This is a genomic window from Mesorhizobium sp. Ca11, from assembly GCF_020165275.1.
GTDB lineage: Bacteria > Pseudomonadota > Alphaproteobacteria > Rhizobiales > Rhizobiaceae > Mesorhizobium.
On sequence record NZ_JAIUHU010000007.1, the window covers coordinates 39500 to 56646 of the forward strand.

16 protein-coding genes and 1 tRNA gene are annotated in these 17147 nt (G+C 65.2%); 9 read left to right on the top strand and 8 right to left on the bottom strand.

Annotation, left to right across the window (positions count from 1 at the left end; genetic code table 11):
• The first annotated feature begins 62 nt into the window (after nucleotides 1-62).
• Entirely contained in the window at nucleotides 63-398 is a 336-nt protein-coding gene (locus LB538_RS14315) for a protamine-2 (modular protein) (protein ID WP_095765885.1), read from the top strand.
• Between the two features lie 249 nt (nucleotides 399-647).
• Here LB538_RS14315 and LB538_RS14320 read toward each other — a convergent pair.
• A tRNA-Gly gene (locus LB538_RS14320) sits at nucleotides 648-721 on the bottom strand.
• 137 nt (nucleotides 722-858) lie between these two features.
• Here LB538_RS14320 and LB538_RS14325 point away from each other — a divergent pair.
• Entirely contained in the window at nucleotides 859-1128 is a 270-nt protein-coding gene (locus LB538_RS14325; RefSeq protein ID WP_181166832.1) for a DUF6460 domain-containing protein, read from the top strand.
• Nucleotides 1129-1140: 12 nt separating this feature from the next.
• Here the strand turns inward: LB538_RS14325 and LB538_RS14330 are convergent, their stop codons facing one another.
• On the bottom strand, nucleotides 1141-2043 hold the full coding sequence (locus LB538_RS14330) for a histone deacetylase (protein WP_224523453.1): 903 nt from the start codon (nucleotides 2041-2043) through the stop codon (nucleotides 1141-1143).
• Nucleotides 2044-2166: 123 nt separating this feature from the next.
• Here LB538_RS14330 and LB538_RS14335 point away from each other — a divergent pair, with 123 nt between their 5' ends.
• Entirely contained in the window at nucleotides 2167-3501 is a 1335-nt protein-coding gene (locus LB538_RS14335; RefSeq protein WP_224523454.1) for an MATE family efflux transporter, read from the top strand.
• Here LB538_RS14335 and LB538_RS14340 read toward each other — a convergent pair.
• Entirely contained in the window at nucleotides 3494-4585 is a 1092-nt protein-coding gene (locus LB538_RS14340) for a quinone-dependent dihydroorotate dehydrogenase (RefSeq protein ID WP_224523456.1), read from the bottom strand. The genes LB538_RS14335 and LB538_RS14340 overlap by 8 nt on opposite strands.
• Entirely contained in the window at nucleotides 4582-4929 is a 348-nt protein-coding gene (locus tag LB538_RS14345; RefSeq protein WP_224523457.1) for a DUF952 domain-containing protein, read from the bottom strand. Before LB538_RS14345 ends, LB538_RS14340 begins: the two co-directional genes overlap by 4 nt.
• A gap of 112 nt (nucleotides 4930-5041) precedes the next feature.
• Here LB538_RS14345 and LB538_RS14350 point away from each other — a divergent pair, with 112 nt between their 5' ends.
• Both LB538_RS14350 and LB538_RS14355 read left to right on the top strand, forming a co-directional pair.
• On the top strand, nucleotides 5042-5473 hold the full coding sequence (locus LB538_RS14350) for a hypothetical protein (RefSeq protein ID WP_224523459.1): 432 nt from the start codon (nucleotides 5042-5044) through the stop codon (nucleotides 5471-5473).
• 127 nt (nucleotides 5474-5600) lie between these two features.
• Nucleotides 5601-6260, top strand: a complete 660-nt coding sequence (locus LB538_RS14355; protein ID WP_095766186.1) for a response regulator transcription factor — start codon at nucleotides 5601-5603, stop codon at nucleotides 6258-6260.
• Nucleotides 6261-6357: 97 nt separating this feature from the next.
• Here LB538_RS14355 and LB538_RS14360 read toward each other — a convergent pair whose 3' ends face one another.
• Together LB538_RS14360 and LB538_RS14365 are read right to left on the bottom strand one after the other, a co-directional pair.
• On the bottom strand, nucleotides 6358-7617 hold the full coding sequence (locus LB538_RS14360; RefSeq protein WP_224523461.1) for an MDR family MFS transporter: 1260 nt from the start codon (nucleotides 7615-7617) through the stop codon (nucleotides 6358-6360).
• 105 nt (nucleotides 7618-7722) lie between these two features.
• Nucleotides 7723-8379: an O-methyltransferase gene (locus LB538_RS14365; protein ID WP_224523463.1), complete on the bottom strand. Its 657-nt coding sequence runs from the start codon at nucleotides 8377-8379 to the stop codon at nucleotides 7723-7725.
• 84 nt (nucleotides 8380-8463) lie between these two features.
• On the opposite strand from LB538_RS14365, the gene LB538_RS14370 reads away from it, so the two are divergent.
• Complete coding sequence (locus tag LB538_RS14370) at nucleotides 8464-9102, top strand: TetR family transcriptional regulator (protein ID WP_224523465.1); 639 nt, start codon at nucleotides 8464-8466, stop codon at nucleotides 9100-9102.
• 13 nt (nucleotides 9103-9115) lie between these two features.
• Here LB538_RS14370 and LB538_RS14375 read toward each other — a convergent pair whose 3' ends face one another.
• Complete coding sequence (locus LB538_RS14375; RefSeq protein ID WP_224523468.1) at nucleotides 9116-12601, bottom strand: PAS-domain containing protein; 3486 nt, start codon at nucleotides 12599-12601, stop codon at nucleotides 9116-9118.
• Nucleotides 12602-12835: 234 nt separating this feature from the next.
• Between LB538_RS14375 and mscL the strand changes: the two genes are divergently transcribed.
• Both mscL and LB538_RS14385 read left to right on the top strand, forming a co-directional pair.
• A complete protein-coding gene (mscL, locus tag LB538_RS14380; RefSeq protein ID WP_224523470.1) occupies nucleotides 12836-13258 on the top strand; it encodes a large conductance mechanosensitive channel protein MscL in 423 nt (140 codons plus the stop codon).
• A gap of 111 nt (nucleotides 13259-13369) precedes the next feature.
• Complete coding sequence (locus LB538_RS14385; RefSeq protein WP_224523472.1) at nucleotides 13370-14536, top strand: pyridoxal phosphate-dependent aminotransferase; 1167 nt, start codon at nucleotides 13370-13372, stop codon at nucleotides 14534-14536.
• Nucleotides 14537-14547: 11 nt separating this feature from the next.
• Here LB538_RS14385 and hemA read toward each other — a convergent pair whose 3' ends face one another.
• Nucleotides 14548-15825: a 5-aminolevulinate synthase gene (hemA, locus tag LB538_RS14390; protein ID WP_224523475.1), complete on the bottom strand. Its 1278-nt coding sequence runs from the start codon at nucleotides 15823-15825 to the stop codon at nucleotides 14548-14550.
• A gap of 278 nt (nucleotides 15826-16103) precedes the next feature.
• Here hemA and galE point away from each other — a divergent pair, with 278 nt between their 5' ends.
• Nucleotides 16104-17099, top strand: a complete 996-nt coding sequence (gene galE, locus LB538_RS14395) for a UDP-glucose 4-epimerase GalE (RefSeq protein ID WP_224523477.1) — start codon at nucleotides 16104-16106, stop codon at nucleotides 17097-17099.
• Nucleotides 17100-17147 lie beyond the last annotated feature (48 nt).

Sequence of the window (17147 nt, forward strand, 5' to 3'; positions counted from 1 at the left end):
GCTCCCTGGAGCCCGTTGCGGGTGAGGAAGGGCTGCCGTGCCCAACAGCTCGGGAGGTTTTTATGGAACGTCGGTTGTTTCTCACCGGAATGCTTGGCGTTGCGGGGGCGGCAGCGCTTGCAAGCCTGGCCGGTCCCAGCAAGGCCGTTGCCGGTATTCCCGCCGGCAACGGAATTCTGGATGAATTGGATAAGCCGGATCCGGCCATCTACGAGGAGGATGACCAGGCCGATCTGCTGCAGCCAGCCCAGTACTACCGCCGTCGGTATTACCGTGATCGGTACTACCGCCGCCGCCGGCGCCACGTTTGGAGAAGGGTCTGCCGGCGCTACTGGCGCCATGGCCGGCGTCATGTCCGCTGCTGGCGCCGCCGCGTCTGGATCGGCTTCCGGCTCTAGAGCATGATCATCTAGGTCGATAGCGACCATGTATCCGGGCTGCCGGGTGAATCGCTGACTGGGGTCTTGCATGGGTGTGCAAGACCCCAACGCTCGCTTTACAAACAGCCGAATTCACCCTCGCGCAAACTGCCCGGCCTGAGGGTCGACCCGATATAATTCCGCCCCGCGATCGCCGGCAGCCGACCTGAATCGGACGCGCAATTTGGCCCCTTGGTAAGGCCTCCCTCAAACCCTTTCGTTGCAGGCTGGAGCGGGTAGCGGGAATCGAACCCGCGCGTTCAGCTTGGGAAGCTGACAAGCTACCATTACATCATACCCGCGTCGGCCACCTCGTTATCATGATGGCAGGGCGTCAAGCAATCGGCAAAGCGGAACCGCGGCTCCATTGCTTGATGCCTTTCCGCGGAATGCGTATCTCTGATATCGCGCCGCCGAATCGGGCAGCTCGAACCGGAGAATGGCCTTGTCCGCACTGACGCGCTTTCTTGGCGACACGCCGCTCAGGGTGTTCCTGAAGCTGCTCGTGGTCTCCTTCCTCGTCGGCCTCGTCATGCATGCCTTCGGCTGGTCGCCGATGGATGTCTTTTACGGTATCCGCCAGTTCTTCGTCGATTTGTGGAATCTTGGCTTCCACGCCATCGACCGCTTCCTGGGCTACATCCTGCTCGGCGCCGCGATCGTCGTGCCGGTGTTCATCCTGCTCAGGATCGCCAGCTACAGGAAATAGCTCGGCGCGGCCTCACGCATATCGCGACGCCACCTCGAACAGGATAGCGTGGCGAGCGGCCAGCGCCGGCACGTCCGTCGAGTAACCGCCGCCGATGACGCCGCACAGCGGCACGCCCTGCTTGCGAAAATGGCCGATGACCATGTCCTCGCGGGCGGCGATACCGTCGTCGGTGAGCGCCAGCCGGCCGAGCCTGTCCTCGGCATGGACATCCACGCCCGCATTGTAGAAGACGATGTCCCAGCGCCTTTGCCCGGAGAGTTCCGGCAGGATGGCGGCGAGCTGTTCGAGATAGGGATCGTCGCCGGTGCCGTCCGGCAAGGCGACGTCGAGATCGGAGGCGATCTTGCGCACCGGGTAGTTGCGCTCGCCATGGATGGAAAAGGTGAAGGCACGCCGCTCGTCATTGAGAATGTCGGCCGTGCCGTCGCCTTGGTGCACGTCGAGATCGACGACCAACATGTTTTCGACGGCGCCTTCGGCCAGCAGCGCCAGCGCGGCGACGGCGACATCGTTGAAGGTGCAGAAGCCGGCGCCTTGCGCACGCCTGGCATGATGGCTGCCGCCGGCGGCGTTGCAGGCAATGCCATGTTTAAGCGCCAGCCTGGCAGCCAGCACCGTGCCCGCGGTGGCGAGCTTCGCCCTCAATGACACGCGCGGACCGATCGGAAAGCCGATCTCGCGCTCTATTTTCGCCGGTACCTGGCAGGCGATCACCTGGTCGACATAGTCGGCCGCGTGCGCAAGCTTCAGCAGTGCAGCCGGTACCGGTTCCGGCATCGAAAGCGCGCCCGGCGCGGCTAGACCGCGTAAGCGCAAAGCCTCCATCAACAGCGGATATTTGCTCATTGGAAAGCGATGGTTGACGGCGAAGCCTGCGTCATAATCGGGGTGATGGACGATCTGCAGCGGCATGAATTGGTGGCTGCGCCAGGTTTGCAATTCGGTTGGCAGCCCGGCGGATATGGTTGCGTGATGCCGGCAAACTGGGGCACATCGGGTCCTCGATCAAGCCGCAATCGGACAGGCAGCAATCCCTTGGACGCGACTCAAGCCAGCGCCAGGTCTTTCGTCGTCACCAACCGCTCGGTGCTGGCGATCGCCGTGCCGATGACGCTTGCCTATCTGACGACGCCGCTGCTCGGCATCGTCGACACGGCGGTGGTCGGCCAATTCGGCGACGCGGCCCTGCTTGGCGGCCTGGCGGCGGGATCGCTGGTCTTCGACGTTGTCTTCACCAGCTTCAACTTCCTGCGCTCCGGCACCACCGGCCTCGTCGCCCAGGCCTTCGGGCGCGGCGATGCGCTGGAGGAGCAGGCAGTGCTGTGGCGCGCCGTGCTGATCGCGGTCGTCGCCGGCGTCATACTTGCCGTCCTTGCGCCGCTCTTTGCCGTCGCCGGCCAATGGTTCATGGGCGCCGAGCCGCGCGTTAGCGAAGCGATGTCGGTCTACATCCGCATCAGGCTGCTCGCCGCGCCCTTCTCGCTGATCAACTACGCCATACTGGGCTACGTGCTGGGGCGAGGCGAAGGCGGGCTCGGGCTGATGCTGCAGGCGGTGCTCAACGGTATCAACATCGCGCTCTGCTTCCTGCTCGGCCTCGAGCTCGGCTGGGGCGTTGCCGGCGTCGCCTGGGCGACCGTCACCGGCGAGTTCCTGGCCATGCTGCTTGGCCTTGCCATCGTGCTCAACCGTTTCCGCAAGCTGGAGCGGCCGTCGCGCCGGCGTATCCTCGATTTGCCGGCGTACCGGCGCATGCTGTCGCTCAACCGCGACATCATGATCCGCTCCTTTTCGCTGCTTGCCGCCTTCGCGCTGTTCACCAGGCAGGGCGCGCAGTTCGGCACGGTGACGCTCGCCGCCAACGCCGTGCTGATGAATTTCTTCCTCATCGCCGGCTATTTCCTCGACGGCTTCGCCACCGCCGCCGAGCAGCTCGCCGGCCGCGCCATCGGCGCGCATGCGCCTGCCCCGTTCAGGCAGGCGGTACGGCTGACGCTGATCTGGGGCTTTGGCCTCGCCGGTATCGCCACGCTCACCCTGCTGACCGCCGGCGCCAGTCTGGTGGCGTTGGTGACGACGTCTCCGGAGGTTCGCGCGGTCGCCGACACCTATCTGCCCTGGGCCGCCTTCACGGCGCTGAGCGGCGTGCTGGCCTTCCAGATGGACGGTGTCTTCATCGGCGCCACCTGGTCACGCGACATGCGTAACATGATGTTGTTGTCGTTCCTCATCTTCAGCGCTGCGCTCATCACCCTGGCGCCGGCCTTCGGCAACAGCGGCCTTTGGGCATCGCTGCATGTTTTCCTGCTGGTGCGCGGCTTGAGCCTGCTGACGGTGCTCAGGCTCAGGATGAAGACAGCTTTCAGCTGATCGGTTTTGAAGCCCAGCGCTCGCAAGCCGAGTCGCGCAGGTCCCTGATCGACCCAAGCCGCTCGCGTTCCATGAACCGCGCCATGCCGGCGACGATGCGCCCGGGCAGCGCCGGCCCGGCATAGATCATGCCGGTGTAAAGCTGGACGAGGTCGGCTCCGGCGCGGATCTTCTCCAGCGCCGTCTCGGCGGAATCGACCCCGCCGACGCCGATGAGGACAATGCTTGGGCCGAGCAGCTTGCGCATACGGGCGAGCACGGCGGTGGAACGCTCGAACAGCGGCTTGCCCGAAAGGCCGCCGGTTTCATTCGCCACGCCGCCGCTTCGCAATCCTGTCCTTGCAAGCGTCGTGTTGGAGATGATGACGCCGTCGATCTTCTTCTCGGCGATCTCGGCGGCGATGTCTTCGAGCTCCGCCTCGACGAGGTCCGGCGCGATCTTGAGGAAAATCGGCGGCTGCGCGGGGGCCGCGGCACGGGCGGCCATCACCCGTGACAAGAGCTCACCGAGCTGCTCGCGCGCCTGCATGTTGCGCAGGCCCGGCGTGTTGGGCGAGGAGATGTTGACGGTCAGATAACTCGTATGGGGCGCGAAGCGGGCGACGCCGCGCTCATAATCGGCGATGCGGTCGGCGCTGTCCTTGTTGGCGCCGATGTTGACGCCGACGATGCCTGGCCGCCCCTTGCGCGCGGCAAGGCGCTTTTCGGCGGTCGCATGTCCCTCATTGTTGAAGCCCAGCCGGTTGATCACCGCCTCGTCCGCCGTCAGCCGGAAGATGCGCGGCTTCGGATTACCGGCTTGCGGCAGCGGCGTGATGGTGCCGACCTCGGCAAAGCCGAAGCCAAGCCCAAGCAGCGCGTCCGGCACTTCGGCGTTCTTGTCGTAGCCGGCGGCCATGCCGAGCGGGTTGGGAAAGTCGAGGCCGCAAAGGCTGATCTTGAGCCGCGCGTCATGCGTCGGGCGCCGCGGCGCCGTCGCGCCGACTGGCAGCCCGCAGCGCAGCGCCGCGATCGACAGGCCATGCGCGGTTTCCGGATCGAAGGAGAAAAGCAGCTTTTGGCCGATCCGGTCGAGCACGCTCATTCGCCCTCCAGCGTCGGGAATTCGTGGCCGCCGGCGCCGAGCGGCAACGGCTTTACCCAGAGAACCGCATCAAGGTCGAGCTCGGCGTAGAGATGCGGGAACAGGGCGCCGCCGCGCGAGACCTCGTATTTCAGCGCATTACCCAGCCTTGCAGCGTCGATCGCGATCAGCAGCAGGTCCGTCTGCTCGGCGAAGTGCTTGGCCGCCGTTTCGCGAACCTGGCCGGCGGTGGAGAAATGGATGAAGCCGTCGGCGATGTCGATCGGCGCACCGGTGAAGCGCCCCTTCCTCTCGGCTTCGCGCCAAAGCGCCTCGGGCGCGATCTTGTAGATAATCTGAGACATTGTCGCGCTATAGTCCTAACCGAAGGTGCGGGGAAGGCTCGAAGCTCGACTCTTCCCCATTTCCGGCGCAAACCTGTGATAGCCCGCCTTCACTGGCTCATGGAGGAACAACATGCGTCTGCAGCACATCGTGATCCCCGCGGCGCTTTGCTCGCTGGTTGCCGCTTCCGCCTATTCCGAGGAGACCGACCATTACCGTCTGGAGAAGTCGGCCAACGGCTATGTCCGCATGGACACAAGGACCGGCGCCATGTCGATCTGCGAAGAGCGCGCCGGCCAGCTCGTCTGCAAGATGGCCGCCGACGAGCGGGCCGCCTACCAGGACGAGATCGACCGGCTGGACAATTCGGTCAAGGCGCTCGACGCGCGCGTCGCCAAGCTCGAGAATTCGCTCTCCGCCCGGCTGGAATCGCAACTGCCCAGCGAAGAGGATTTCAATAAGACGATGGGTTACATGGAGCGCTTCTTCCGGACCTTCAAGGACATCGTCAAGGACCTGGACAAGGAAGATGGCGAAGGCAAGCTGAACCAGCAGAAGACCTGATTGCAAAGCCGCCTTGGGGAAAACCCCGCGCGCGGCCTTTGTCGCTTGAAAACGCGCCGCGCCGCCGCATAATCATTCCGGTCCCCGCAAGAAGCACACAATGATGATGGGATCGGGGGAGGACTATTTGCCGTCGGGCCACACTTTCGTCATTGCCGACGACCATCCGCTTTTTCGCGGCGCGCTGAAGGAGGCGCTTGCCGGCATCGGCGACGTTGCCGCCATCCACGAGGCCGGCGATTTCGAAAGCGCCAAGGCGCTGGTGCTTGCCAATGAAGATATCGATATGGTGCTGCTCGACCTGTCGATGCCGGGCGCCAGCGGCCTCTCCGGCCTGATCTCGTTGCGCGGCATCCATCCGGCGGTGCCGCTGGTGGTGGTATCGGCGCATGACGATCCCGTCACCATCCGCCGCGCGCTCGATCTCGGCGCTTCCGGCTTCATCTCCAAATCGGCCAGCATGGACGAGATCCGCGGCGCCGTGCAGGCGGTGCTTGCCGGCGACATTGCCGCGCCGGCCGGCATTGAGCTCGGCGTCGAGCGCGACCCGGAAATCTCCGACCTGATCAAGCGGCTCCAGGCGCTGACGCCGCAGCAGACGCGGGTGCTCGGCATGCTGGCGGAGGGCCTGCTCAACAAGCAGATCGCCTATGAGCTCGGCGTCTCCGAGGCCACCATCAAGGCGCATGTCTCGGCCATCCTGCAGAAGCTCGGCGTCGACAGCCGCACCCAGGCGGTCATCCAGCTGTCGAAGATCGGCGGCGACCCGCTGCAGCCGGTCGGCTGATCGCAGGCACCTCAGGCGAAGCTTTTCACCCTAACTGAACCCGACCAGCGCGGATCGATCATGCGGTCGCTTCGCGTCGGGTCGATGGCTGCGCCCCTCAGCGATAGTTTTCGACGGCCGAGCCCAACTGCGACGCGGCATCATCCTCGGTCGGGCCTGAAGGATTCCGCGCTCGCCCGATCGCGGCGCCGAGGCCCAGCGAAGCGATCGCCACCAGTGGAATGCCGGCGATCCAGGGCAGGCGCGGCGCGAGCGCATAGAGCGCCGTGCCGATCGACGGTCCAAGCGAGTCCTTGAGGTCGACCGCCACAGACGAGGCGGCCATATAGGAAGCGCGTCGCGGCGATGGTGCGAGCGCGTTGACGGCGGTCGGCACGAGCGGCCCGACCAGCATCTGTCCCACCGAGCAGAAGCTGACTGCGGCGACCAGCGAAAGTATCGCCGGCGAGGTCGCCAGCAGGGCAAAGGCGGCGATGGTCGAGATGCCGGCGCCGGCTGCCAGCCAAAGCGCCGATCGCGTCTCGGCGAAGCGGCTGACCAGCATCTGCAAACCGACCGTCAGGGCGGCCGCATAGGCAAACAGCGCGCCGACACCGGACGGGGTGAGCGTGCCGGCATCCTGCGCATAGAGCGGGATGACCGCTTCGATCCAGTTGCCGGAAATCTCGAACAGCACGACCCAGGCGAGCAGCTTTGCCAGGCGGCCGTCGTGGAAGGCCGGCAGCAGCGCCGACAGGCCTTCCTCTTCCTCCGTTTCCCCATGGTCGGCTGCGGCATGGCCGCGCGTCTCGGCGAATGCGGCAAGCATGACGATGCCGCCGAAGAGCAGCATACCGCCGCCGGCCAGGAACACGCTGCCAAGCGAAACGAGCGCCAGCAGCGCGCCGCAGGCCGGGCCGAGGATCTGTCCGGCGCTCGAGCTGACGCGCGCCATGCCGAACCAGCGCGGATGCGCCGACGGTTCCGTCACATCGGCGATAGCTGTGAGGATGGTCGGGTGGAGCACCGACTCGCATATGCCGGTCAAAAGCAGCACGGCCGCGGTGGCGGCGACGCCATGAGCGAAGAACAGCGCGACGAAGCCGCAGCCGACGCCGAGCGACGACAGGATCAGCACCGGCCGCCGGCCGACCCGGTCGGCGATGCCGCCGATCAGCGGCGCTGCGACCAATTCGCCGCCGGCATAGCAGGCAAACAAAAGCCCGATCGCGCCGATCGGAATGTTCGCCTCGCCGCTCGCCCAGAGCGGAAAGAAGGGCACCAGCGCGCCGTCGGCGAAACCGGCGCAGAAGAACAGGAACAGGCCGAGCAGAGCCGGGCGCGGCAGCCCGCGCCAGGACGATGGGAGGAAGGTCATGGATGTCACCTACGCGTCAAAGGCCCGAAGGCCGGGATTGCGCGTTGGTTGACGTAAACGCCTACGGCTGCCTCAGAAGCAGCATGGGGTAGTTTCGAGCAAGCCTTAGCCGAGCCGCATCGACAGCTCCACGTCGTCGCCGAACGGCGTCGACATATAGCCGCCGGCCGGCGCGCGCACCCGTTCCAGATAGTCGGGCGAGAAGTCGGCATTGTCGGCGATGACCAGCGCGCCGGGCCTGAGCCGGCTCTCGACCAGGCTCAGTATCTCCGGATAGAGCGCCTTGGCGCCGTCGAGCAGCAGGAGGTCTATCCGGTCAGGCAGGTCGGTGCTGAGCGTTTCCAGCGCGTCGCCCTCGCGGATCTCCACCAGGTCGATGAGGCCGCCTTCGGTCAGATTGGCCTTGGCCCGGGTTACCTTCGACGGCTCGAATTCCGTCGTGATCAGTCGGCCGCCGCCATTGTCGCGCAGTGCCGCGGCAAGATAGAGCGTCGAGATGCCGAACGATGTGCCGAATTCGACGATGATGCGCGCGCCGGTGCTGCGCGCCAGCATGTAGAGCAGCGTGCCGGTCTCCGGCGAGACCGCAAGCCACAGGTCCTTCAGGCTGCCGTAGAACTGGCGATACTCGGTCTTGCTGTGGAGCAGGCGCGTCCGTTCGTCGCGCGAGTACTGGGCGATCGCCGGGCTGGTCGCCGCGTCGGCTTCCTTGAACAGGCGGGCGAGCAGCGGTGCCAAAGGGGTTGCGGTCAAGGTGGTCATGGCTGTCTCCGGCGGGGTTCTTGTGTTGCTTCCAAAAATACGAATAATCCTTCAGGTTTCCAATTCGCATTTCGGCGCGCGACCATGATCCAACGCTCAAGCCCTTCAATTTCCACTCGAAAACAGCCCAAACAGGCGCGCGCCACGGAGCTGGTCGCGGCGATTTTAGAGGCGGCTGCTCAGGTTTTGGCTGCTGAAGGCGCGCAGCGTTTCACCACCACGCGCGTTGCCGAAAGGGCGGGCGTCAGCGTCGGTTCGCTCTACCAGTATTTCCCGAACAAGGCGGCCCTGCTGTTCAGGTTGCAGAGTGACGAATGGCGCCAGACGACAGAGCTTTTGTGCGGCATTCTCGAAAATACCGGGCTATCCCCGCTCGAGCGGACAAGAACGCTGGTCCACGCCTTCATCCGCTCCGAATGCGAGGAGGCGGCGGTGCGCGGCGCGCTGAACGACGCCGCGCCGCTCTATCGGGATGCGCCGGAGGCTGAGGAGGCGAGGGCGGCGGCGAGCCGGACCGTCGAGACCTTCATGCGCGAGACGCTTCCTGACGCGCCGGATAGCGGCCGCGCCCTGGCCGGCGACCTGATCATCAAGACGCTGAGCGCCGTGGGGGCGGATTTCTCGGAAAAGGAGCGAACGGCCGATGAGATCGAAGCCTATTCCGATGCGCTGGCCGACATGTTCTGCGCCTATCTCCGAAGCCTCGGGCATCGCGGCTGGTAGCAGTGCTTTGTCTCTATTCGGCGGCCGGCGCCAGCGGCCTGACGCGCGCCATCATCGAGCGCAGCACGGCCGGCTTCAGCGGCTTGTTGATCACCGGAATGTCGAGCCGGCCGGCAGCCGCGCGCACCTCGCTGGAGCGGTCGGCGGTGACCAGCACGCAGGGCAGGTCCTGCCCGTAGGCGGCGCGCAGCGTGGCGACCGCATCGAGCCCGGTGCTACCGTCGAGATGATAGTCTGCCAGCACGAGGTCCGGCTTCGGCGCGCCGGGCTTCAGGAGATCGCCTGATCCCGAAGCCGTCTCGACACGGCATCCCCAGCCTTCGAGCAGCAGCCGCATGCCGTCGAGGATGCGCGCGTCATTGTCGATGCACAGCACATTGAGCCCGGCAAGCGTCGAGGCAGAGCGGGCCGGCGCCTTGCCGGCCTCGCGCGGCGGCGCGGCGACCGCCGCGACCGGCAGAATCACGGAAAAGCGCGTGCCCTTGCCGGGGTTGGAGTAGATGCGGATTTCGAGCCTCAGCACCCTGGCGATGCGGTCGACGATGGAGAGCCCCAGGCCAAGGCCTTCGGCCTCGCGCGCGCCCTCGTCGAGGCGCGTGAACTCGTGGAAGACGGTGCTGAGCTTGTCGCCGGCAATGCCGATGCCGGTGTCGATCACCTGGATCTCGGCCAGCTCGCCGCGTCGCCGCACCCCAACCAGAATGCGGCCCTGGCGCGTGTATTTGATGGCGTTGGAAACGAGATTCTGGATCAGCCGGCGCAACAGGTTCCGGTCGGTCATGACGCCGAGCGAGGATGGGATGATCTTCAGATCGAGCTTCTTTTCGGCGGCAAGCGGGCGAAAATCGTTGCCGATCTGACCGAGCAGTCCGCCCAGGTTAAAAGCGGTATTGTCCGGCTTCATCGCGCCGGCATCGAGCCGCGAGATGTCGAGCACCGCGCCGAGGATGGTCTCGACCGATTCCAGCGAGGATTCGATGTTCATCGCGGCCTTGCCGGCCGGTCCCTTGCCCGCCTTCTCGATCAGCGACGAGCAATAGAGGCGGGCGGCGTTGAGCGGCTGCAGGATGTCATGGCCGGCGGCGGCGAGGAAGCGCGTCTTGCCGAGGTTTGCCTCCTCGGCCAGCATCTGCGCCTGCGCCAGTTCCTCGTTGACGCGGGTGAGCTCGACGGTGCGGGTCTTGACCCGTTGCTCCAGCGATTCATTGGCCCGCTTCAGCGCCAGGTCCTGCTCGACCCGGCCGGAGATGTCGGCATACGTGGCGACGATGCCGCCGTCGGGCATCGGGTTGGAGCGCAGCTCCAGGATGCGGCCGCTGGTCTTCAGCTCCATCTGCCACGGGCCGGCGAAGCTGGTCAGCCGGTTGAGCATCGTGACGCGCTGGTCGGCGGGAATATCGCCGCGCTCGGCGAGATGATGGAGGATCCGGTCGAGCGAGACGCCGACCTGGCCCATCTCGTCCGGCAGGTCGAACAGCAGCCGGTATTGCCGGTTCCAGCAGATCAGTCGGAAATCGCGATCGAAGACGGTGATGCCTTGCTCCATCTGGTCGAGCGCGATCTGCAAAAGGTCGCGATTGTGCTGCAGCGCCTCGGTGGCGTCGTCGAGCAGCTTGAAGGCATCCTTGGAGTCGCGATCGTTGCGGCGAAAGAGCAGCGACAGGATCAGCCGCGCCGAGGACGAGCCGACGGCGCTCGCCAGCAATTGCTCAGAGAAGCGGATAACATCCATGCTGGCCTGTTCGGTGCCGTGCAGGGAGACTTTCGCGTCCCTCTCGAAGGATTGGAACGAGCGCTCCGTGCGCTCGACGCCGAGATAGCGTGAAATCGTATCCTTCAGGTCGTTGACGGTGACGGCGGTGCGGAAGCGGCGCAGGCTGGGCATCGGGCCTGCCTCGCGCGGCACGAAGATCGCCGCCTGGATGCGCTCCAGCGGCACGGACGCGCGGGAGAGGGAGCCGAGGACGAAAAACAGCGCATTGACCGAGAGGCTCCACAGCACGCCATGGTTCAGCGGCTCGCCGACGGTGCCGAACAGCGCCTGCGGCCTCAGCGCCTCGAAGCCGAACAGCCCGTGGACGACGATATCGGTAGAGGGGGCGACGAGTGAAGGCAGGAGCAGCGTGTAGCCCCAGACGGCGATGCCGGCGAACATGCCGAGGGCTGCGCCCCGGCCGTTGGCGCGGCGCCAGATCAGCCCGCCGACCAGCGCCGGCGCGAATTGGGCAATCGCGGCAAACGACATCAGGCCGATCGAGGACAGCCGCGCGCTATTGGTGCTCTCGCGATAATAGAGGAAGGCGATGAACAGCATGATGAAGATCGAGGCGCGGCGCACATTGAGGATCAGCGTCGACCAGTCCTCGTTCTCCGAGGAACTCGTCTTGAGCACGCGGCGCACGAACAGCGGGATGACGAGATCGTTGGAGATCATGATCGACAGCGCGACGCTCTCGACGATCACCATCGCGGTTGCCGCCGACAGGCCGCCGACGAAGGCGGCCATCGCCAGCACGTCATGGCCGCTGAACAGCGGCAGCGACAAGACATAGAGGTCGCTGCTGGTCTTGTCGCCGACCAGCGACAGGCCGGCAAAGGCGATCGGCAGCACGAAGAGGTTGATCGCCACGAGGTAGAGCGGGAACACCCAGGTCGCCGTGCGCAGTTCCGCCTCGCTGCGGTTCTCGACGATGGTGACGTAGAACTGCCGCGGCAGCATCAGCACGGCAAAGCCGCTCAGGCCGGTCAGCACCAGCCAGGTGGCCAGCGAGGTGCTGTAGCTCATCGCCTGGCGAACCTGGCCGTTTCCGGCAAGCCTGGCGAACATGTCGCCGGGCCCGCCGAAGATCACGAATATCACCATCAGGCCGATGGCGAGAAAGGCGGCGAGCTTGACCACGGTCTCGACCGCCACCGCCAGAACCAGTCCGTCCTGATGTTCCGTGGCGTCGGCATGGCGGGTGCCGAACAGCACCGCGAACAGCGCCAAAAGCATCGCCACCACCAGCGAGATATCGCTGACGAACGGATCGAAAGAGGGGGGCGAGCCCGTATAGTGCTCGACCATCAGGCTGACGGAACCGGAGATCGCCTTGAGCTGCAGCGCGATATAGGGCACCGCGCCGATGGTCGCGATCAGCGTCGCGATCGCCGCGACGGTGAAGCTCTTGCCGTAGCGGGCGCCGAGGAAGTCCGCGATCGAGGTGATCTTCTCGCTTTTCGCCAGCCTGATCATGCGATTGAGCAGCGGGAAGCCGAACACGAAGACCAGCACCGGACCGGTATAGATGCCGAGGAATTCGAGGCCGCGCTCGGAGGAAAGGCCGACCGAGCCGAAGAAAGTCCAGGAAGTGCAGTAGATGGCGAGGCTGAGCGCGTAGATGAAAGGCCGCGCCCGGCCGAGCCCGGCTGCCACCGAGCGCCGGTCGCCGACGCTGGCGATGGCGAAAAGCAGCGTCACATAGGCGATCGCGATGATGACGACGAACCAGCCTTGCACGGTCCGCACTTCCTCCCTGCCGGTTCCTCATCCGGTCGTTAAGACGCAACCACAGCTTGGAGCCCAAGTCCATCGCGGCTTTTGGCGCATATGCGGCTGGCGAGGCAGGTAAGCACAAACCGGTGTCTTCGCCCTTTTTCCGGTTTTTCAACCGGGTGTTTTTGTTATTGTGGCTTCGGATCGGTGCCGGAGAGCCGGGGCGGCAGCACGGCCGGTCATGGCAAGGAGGGCCGAATGCTGAAAGAATTCCAGGAATTCATTTCCAAGGGCAATGTGATGGACTTGGCCGTCGGCGTCATCATCGGCGCCGCCTTCGGCAAGATCGTCGACTCGCTCGTCAACGACATCATCATGCCGATCATCGGCGCGATTTTCGGCGGGTTGGACTTCAACAACTACTTCTTCGGGTTGTCATCGAACGTCCATTCGGCCACGCTGGCCGATGCCAAGAAAGAAGGCGCCGTCTTCGCCTATGGCAGCTTCATCACGGTCGTGCTGAATTTCCTGATTCTTGCCTTCATCATCTTCCTGATGGTCAAGGCGGTGAACAATCTGCGCAGGCGGCTGGAGCGCGAGAAGCCGGTTGCTGCCGCGGCACCGCCGCCCGCCGACGTACAGTTGCTGACCGAAATCCGCGACCTGCTGGCGAAAAGGTAACTCCTCAACGGGCGCCCTGGACCAAAACCCCGGCCGCTTGCGGCCGGGGTTTTCTGTTTGCGGCTGTCGTAAAAGAGGCTAGCAGTCGCGAAAAACCGGACGGATTCTTGCATGACCCTGATCGAGACCTTGCGCGCGGAAGCCCGCGCGGCGCCCGAAAGCGGCATCGTCGCTGTCGTCAATCACGGCCGCCTGCGCGAAGGCCTGATCCCGCTCTGGGCTGGCGAGGGCGATCTGCCCACGCCTTCCTTCATCAGCGATGCCGCCGCCAAGGGACTGGCCGATGGCGAGACGTTCTACACCTGGCAGAAGGGCATTCCCGAGCTCAGGCAGGCGCTCGCCCGCTACTACGCCAGGCATTTTGGCAAGACCTTCGCCGAGGAGGAGTTCATCGTCACCGGATCCGGCATGCACGCCATCCAACTGGCCATCGACGCGATCGCCGGCAGCGGCGATGAGGTGATCTACCTCTCGCCGGCTTGGCCGAATTTCGCCGCGGCCGCCGGCGTGGCGGGCGCCGTTCCGGTGCCGGTCACCCTCGACCAGTCCGGCAATGGCTGGTCCTGCGATGTCGAAAAGATCGCCTCCGCGATCACGCCGCGCACGAAGCTGTTGTTCATCAACACGCCGTCCAACCCGACCGGCTGGACCGCCGACAGGCAGACGCTGAAGGCAATCCTCGATCTCGCCCGCCAAAAGGGCCTGTGGATCATCGCCGACGAGATCTATTCGCTGTTCCACTACGGCCATGGCCGCGCGCCGTCCTTCCTCGACCTCGCCACGGCCGACGACCGTATCCTGTTCGTTAACAGTTTCTCCAAGAACTGGGCGATGACCGGTTGGCGTGTCGGCTGGATCAAGACCCATCCAGCCTTGCAGCAGGTATTCGAAAACCTGATCCAGTACTCGACCTCGGGCGTCGCCCAGTTCATGCAGCGCAGCGCGGTCGCTGCCCTCGACGAGGGCGACGGCTTCATCACCGAACAAGTGGAGCGTGCACGCGCCGCTCGCGATCTCGTCTGTGACATACTCGGCGCGACCGGCAAGGCGCGTTTCACCGTGCCGCAGGGCGCGTTCTATCTGTTCTTCAGGGTCGACGGCATCACCGATTCCCGAACCGCCGCCTTCGACATCGTCGATAACGCCAATGTCGGCCTGGCGCCTGGCACCGCCTTCGGCCCCGGCGGCGAAGCCTTCCTCAGACTATGCTTCCACCGCCGCCTCGATCAGCTCGAGGAAGCGGCGCATCGCCTGGCGAGGTGGATGAAGACGGTGTGAGAAAGGCGGCTTCAGCCGCCCGACTTCGGCACCAGCAGCGGAATGATCCGGTCGCTCTTGGCGACGGCGGGACGGCCGGAGCTGGCATAGGGAATGCCCAGCGCATCCCAGGTCTCGACCACCGCATCCTGCAATTCGGCGATCAGCGCGTCCGAATGGAAGGGTGTGGGCGTGATGCGCAGCCGCTCGGTGCCGCGCGGCACCGTCGGATAGTTGATCGGCTGGATGTAGATGCCGTGCACGCCAAGCAGCCGGTCGCTGGCCATCTTGCAAAGCTCGGGGTCGCCGACCTGCACCGGCACGATATGCGTGGCTGAGTCCATCACCGGCAGCCCGGCCGCGGCAAGCACCTGCTTGGTGCGCGCCGCCTGGCGCTGCTGCGCGTCGCGCTCGGCCTGCGAGCGCTTGAGATGCCGGATCGAGGTGGTGGCGGCCGCCGCGATCGCCGGCGGCAGCGCGGTGGTGAAGATGAAGCCCGGCGCATAGGAGCGCACCGCGTCGATGACGGCGCTGGTGCCGGCGATATAGCCGCCAAGCGTGCCGAAGGCCTTGGCCAGCGTGCCCTCGATGATGTCGATGCGGTCGGCCAAGCCTTCGCGTTCGGTGATGCCGCCGCCGCGCGGCCCGTACATGCCTACGGCATGGACCTCGTCGATATAGGTCATGGCGTTGTAGCGCTCGGCGAGCTCGACGATCTCTCTGATCGGCGCGATGTCGCCGTCCATCGAATAGACGCTTTCGAAGACGATCAGCTTGGCGCGCTCGCGCCCCGCGGCCTGCAAGAGGCTCTCTAGATGCGCCACGTCATTGTGGCGGAAGATCTTCTTCTCCGCGCCCGAGCGCCGCACGCCTTCGATCATCGAGGCATGGTTGAGCTCGTCCGAGATGATCAGGCAGTTGGGCAGAAGCCTGGCGATGGTCGAGATCGAGGCCTCGTTGGAGACGAAGCCGGAGGTGAAGACCAGCGCTGCCTCCTTGTCATGCAGATCGGCGAGCTCCTGCTCGAGCTCGACCAGCGGGTTGGAGGTGCCGGAAATGTTGCGGGTGCCGCCGGCGCCCGAGCCCATCTTGGCGGCCGCGTTCTGGAAGGCGGCAATCACGTCCTCGTTCTGGCCCATGCCGAGATAGTCGTTGGAGCACCATACGGTGATTTCCTGGGCGCGGCCGTTGGAACGCCAGATGGCGCGCGGGAACTTGCCCACGATGCGCTCCAGGTCGGCGAAAACGCGGTAGCGACGCTCGGCGTGGAGCTGCTCGATCGCATCCTCGAAGAACCGCTGATAGTTCATGTCGACTTCCCAATTTTGGGCCGGATCATAATCACTGCCCCATGCCGCGTCCACCGCGCCCAACCGGTCAAAATGCCACGCCCGTGCCCTGTTCCTAACGATGCCGGATCGTGGCCTATTCCCTGCTGTTTGAAGCAACTTGGTTTCAGTACGATGCCTCGGGCGCGACGAACTGTTACGGACTTAACACATAGGGAGGCTAGTGGGCTTGCGGCGGGTTTTCCAGCGCGGTGGCTGTTGAGACAGTTTCCGACAAATCTTGATCAGCGAGGTAGATGATGACGGTTTTGGTGACAGGCGGTGCCGGTTATATCGGCAGCCACATGGTCTGGGAACTGCTGGACGCCGGCGAGAGCGTCGTGGTGCTCGACCGGCTTTCCACCGGTTTCGAATGGGCGGTCGCCCCGGAAGCAAGGCTCACCGTCGGCGATGTCGCCGATCGTGATCTGGTCGGCCGGATCATCCGCGACAACAAGGTCGACGCCATCATCCACTTCGCCGGCTCGATCGTGGTGCCGGAATCGGTCGCCGACCCGCTTGGCTATTACGAAAACAACACCTGCAAGACCCGCACGCTGATCGAAACGGCGGTGCGCGAGGGCGTGCCGCATTTCATCTTCTCCTCCACCGCCGCCGTCTATGGCGGCGCCGGGCTGGAGCCGGTGCGTGAGGATGCCCGCCTTGCGCCGGAATCGCCTTACGGCCTTTCCAAGCTGATGAGCGAATGGATGCTGCGCGATGCAGCGTTGGCGCACGACATCCGCTATACGGCGCTGCGCTATTTCAACGTCGCCGGCGCCGATCCGAAGGGCCGCACGGGACAATCGACGCCCGGTGCCACGCATCTGATCAAGGTCGCCTGCGAGACCGCGCTCGGCAAGCGGCCCTTCATGCAGGTCTTCGGCACCGATTATGCGACGCCGGACGGCACCTGCATGCGCGACTACATCCATGTCAGCGATCTCGCCGCCGCGCACCGGCTGGCGCTGCAGCGGCTGCGCGACGGCGGCGGCAGTCTCGTCGCCAATTGCGGCTACAGCCACGGCTATTCGGTGCTCGAGGTGATCGACAGCGTGCGCCGCGCCTTCGGCCATGACTTCGACGTGCGCATGGGGGACCGCCGGCCGGGCGACGCCGCAGCCGTGGTCGCCAATTCCGAGCTTGCCCGCAAGGAATTCGGCTGGACGCCGCAGCGCGACGATCTCGACCTGATCGTCAACGACGCGCTGGCCTGGGAACGGATCCTGACGACCAGGAACTCCGTTCGAAACTGATCTGTTGGGCCAAGGGCTCGTCCGGCGCGTTTGGACGCGGTATTGAGC